The 3,268-nt window shown below is 46.7% G+C and carries 1 protein-coding gene and 1 pseudogene; one reads left to right on the top strand and one right to left on the bottom strand.

Annotation, left to right across the window (positions count from 1 at the left end):
• Positions 1-443 precede the first annotated feature (443 nt).
• On the bottom strand, positions 444-2,126 hold the full coding sequence (locus WBA89_RS24555; protein WP_424410109.1) for a tetratricopeptide repeat protein: 1,683 nt from the start codon (positions 2,124-2,126) through the stop codon (positions 444-446).
• 256 nt (positions 2,127-2,382) lie between these two features.
• On the opposite strand from WBA89_RS24555, the pseudogene WBA89_RS24560 reads away from it, so the two are divergent.
• Positions 2,383-3,268 (top strand): annotated as a pseudogene (locus WBA89_RS24560) (RluA family pseudouridine synthase); the annotation flags it as partial.

Below are 3,268 nucleotides of genomic sequence, written 5' to 3' on the forward strand. Positions count from 1 at the left end.
GATTTGAATTTATATCAAATCCGCTGGCATCGGAATGATTCAGATATATATTCTCTCCCTCTGTGTACTCTGTGTTCTCTGTGGTTAAATCATTCCGATCCAACCGGAAACGATATAAATTCAATAAAATTAGATCGCGCGTGCGGGCCGGACTCCAGCCCACAGGATCGAACTGTTTTTTGTTATGGTAATCGACCGGAGATGATATTATGCAGTAATGCAAGTGTAATTAATTCTGCACGCCTTAATCTGTACAGTCAATTTAAAACTTTTAGGGCGAAGTCTAAGGCTCTAAAATTGACTGACTTTTTCCAATGTTTATGGCTTTTAAAAGCATTTTGAATCTTCGACAAAGATACTTTTGCTGTTAAAAATTACTGAGTTTGTTTTCACAGATAATTGCACGTCTCTCTTGCTTTTTCCTGCTTGTTTCAATATCTCCCTTACCATTTTCCTGTGATTGCGTCCTTCAGCCTTAATTCTTCTCGACTGACTAGAGCTTCGTAATAATCGGGTTTGATTTCTAGGGCGACTCCGTAGGAGTTCATGGCGTCTTGAGTCCGCTGCAATTTTTGCAAAACGTCGCCCCGCTGCGCCCAAGCTTCCCAGTTGTCCGGCTTGAGTTGAATCACTTGGTCAAATGCGACGAGCGCTTCGGAATAGCGCTGCATTTTTCCTAGCAGCAAACCTCGCTGCACCCAGCCTTGATAGCTGTCGGGCCAGATAGTAATTGCTCGATCGTAGGATGCTAGAGCTTGTTCGTATTGCTGCAAAGTTGATAGAGCGTTGCCGCGTTTCAACCAAGCTTCAAAATTGTCGGGGACGATTTTAATTACGCGGTTGTAAGCTGCGACTGCTTCTTCGTAACGCTGCAATTTTTCCAGGGCCGCGCCTTGCTGCAATCCTACTTTTGATGTAATTTCTGTTTCTGAACTCAGAGAAATTACTTTGTCATAACAGGCGATCGCTTCTTCGTACTGCTGCAATTTTTCTAGAGCTTCGCCTCGCAAATTCCAAGCTTCTAGAAAATTTCCTTCTATTTGTAGGGCATTGCTGTAAGCGATTATCGCATCTTTGTAGCGTTCCAATTCTGCCAGGGCGATGCCTCTACCCAGCCAAGCTTCGGGGAAATTTGGATTAATTTGAATTGCTCTGTCAAAAGCAGCGATCGCCCCTTCATAATCTCTCGATTCTGACAGGGTTTGACCGCGCCCGATCCATACTTCTGGATAAAAAGAATTAATTTCAATTGCGCGATCGAAACAAGCAATTGCGCCATCGCGCCACTGGTGTTTGAGCGCCATTCCTTTGTAAAACCAAGCTTCGCAATCGTTGGGTTGCAGTTGCAGCACGCGATCGTAAGCTGTGACGGCTTCTCCGTATTTGTGCAGTTTTGCTGAAGCAATGCCCCGATTGAACCAAGCCAGACTATTTTGTGGTTGTAGTTGAATGGTGCGATCGTAAGAAGTTACAGCTTCAGCGTAGCGCTCGCCCTTCATCAGAGCCAAACCTCGGTTCAGCCAAGCTTCTGCATTAGTCGAGACGAGTTTGAGCGATCGCTCGTAGGCCGCCACGGCTTCAGCGTAGCGCTCTACTTGCAGCAAGACGTTGCCTTGCCGGCACCACATCGCGGGCAAATTTGGGTGAATTTGGGTCGCTTTTTTGTAACAGCTTGCTGCTTTATCCCACTCCTGCAATTCCTCTAAAACTCTGCCTTGCTGATACCAAGCTTCGTGCTTTTCTGGATTGATTTCAATTGCTTTGTCGAAAGCCGCGATCGCTTCTGAGTAATTCTGTAAATTTAACTGTGCGCTCCCGCGCAGCATCCAAGCCCAATATTCTTCTGGATTAATTGCTATAGCTCGATCGCAACAGGCCACTGTTTCTGCGTAGGAGTGCAGTTGCTTGTAAGCTTTGCCCAGATTCAGCCACGCCCGGGCCCAGTCCGGCTTAATTTGCACCGCTTTTCCGTAGCAAATGATCGCCGCTTCGTACCTTCCCGATGCGTACAATCTATTGCCCCGATCGTAATCTGGAAATGCTGCAAAAATTCTTAAAACCGGTGGCAGCAGAGCTGGTTGGGGGTTTGAGGAGTTTTCCGTGGCTGAAGTCGAGAGGTCTGGCATACGCCTTACATATAAAAAATTTAGTGGGTTGACAAGCTTGCGGTCTTATATATTAACTTATGCTGTTCTTAACTCGCTGCGGTTTTGAAACCAATTTAGCATATCAGGTCTTCTGCCACAAATTATATTTACTTGAGAGCAACTTGAATCTATATGTATAAAATTATGCACAGTTCCCGCTTTCAGTATTCGGCTGTAAAATGCCGTCGGGAGACAAACAAATATCTCGTCATCCTGATTTCAAAATAAATTTTATATGCTAACTGTACACAGACTTTTAGATTTTGCAGACTGCTTTACCGATCGCAATTCAAGGTCGATCGACCTTTCGGGCAATTATTGGTACGAAGGTAATTGTCCTCAAAGCGGCGAACTGCTGAGACTGCCCCGCACTCGAATGTCCGAGGAACTCGCCAGGGGTTTAATGCAGTACCTGGCTGCTGACGCTTCCTTCGATCGCGAGGGCAAGATGTACGGCATATTGCTGGTAGAGATGGCTTCGGGGGAACAGGGGATACTCAAAGCATTTTCCGGGCTGCTGAACGGTTGCAGCGTTGTTGAGGGCTGGGTGCCGCCGATTCCGGGACGATCGCGAGTTCAAGGAGAGGAAGCGCGCACCTTAACTCAATTGGAGGCGATGAAACAGGAACTGATTGCACTGAATCAACTCCCGCAGCGACAAGAGTATCAAGCTTTATTGAGCGAGTTTGAATTGCAATTGCAATTTTTGAACGAACAGCACCGAAACTGCAAGCAACAGCGAGAACAAAAACGCCAATTACTGTCTCAAACTCTCGCAGCAGAAGCACTATCAATTGCCCTCGAACAATTGAATCAAGTCAGTCGTTTGGAGAAAATTGAACGCCGGCAATTGAAACGGCGGCGGGATGAAACATTGCAGCCGCTAAAACTCTTAATTGAAGCTGCCGACGAGCGGATGCGGGCGCTGAAAAAGCAGCGAAAAGAGCTTTCCCGCGAACTTCAGGCGCAGATGCACGCGGCCTATACGCTGGTGAATTTTTTGGGTAAATCGCGATCGCTCTTGCAATTGATGCCTGCAGGTGCTATTCCCACGGGAACGGGCGATTGTTGCGCGCCCAAATTGCTGCACTATGCTGCTGCAAATAATTTAAAACCCCTAG

It is taken from the genome of Microcoleus sp., from assembly GCF_049646505.1.
Lineage (GTDB): Bacteria > Cyanobacteriota > Cyanobacteriia > Cyanobacteriales > Microcoleaceae > Microcoleus.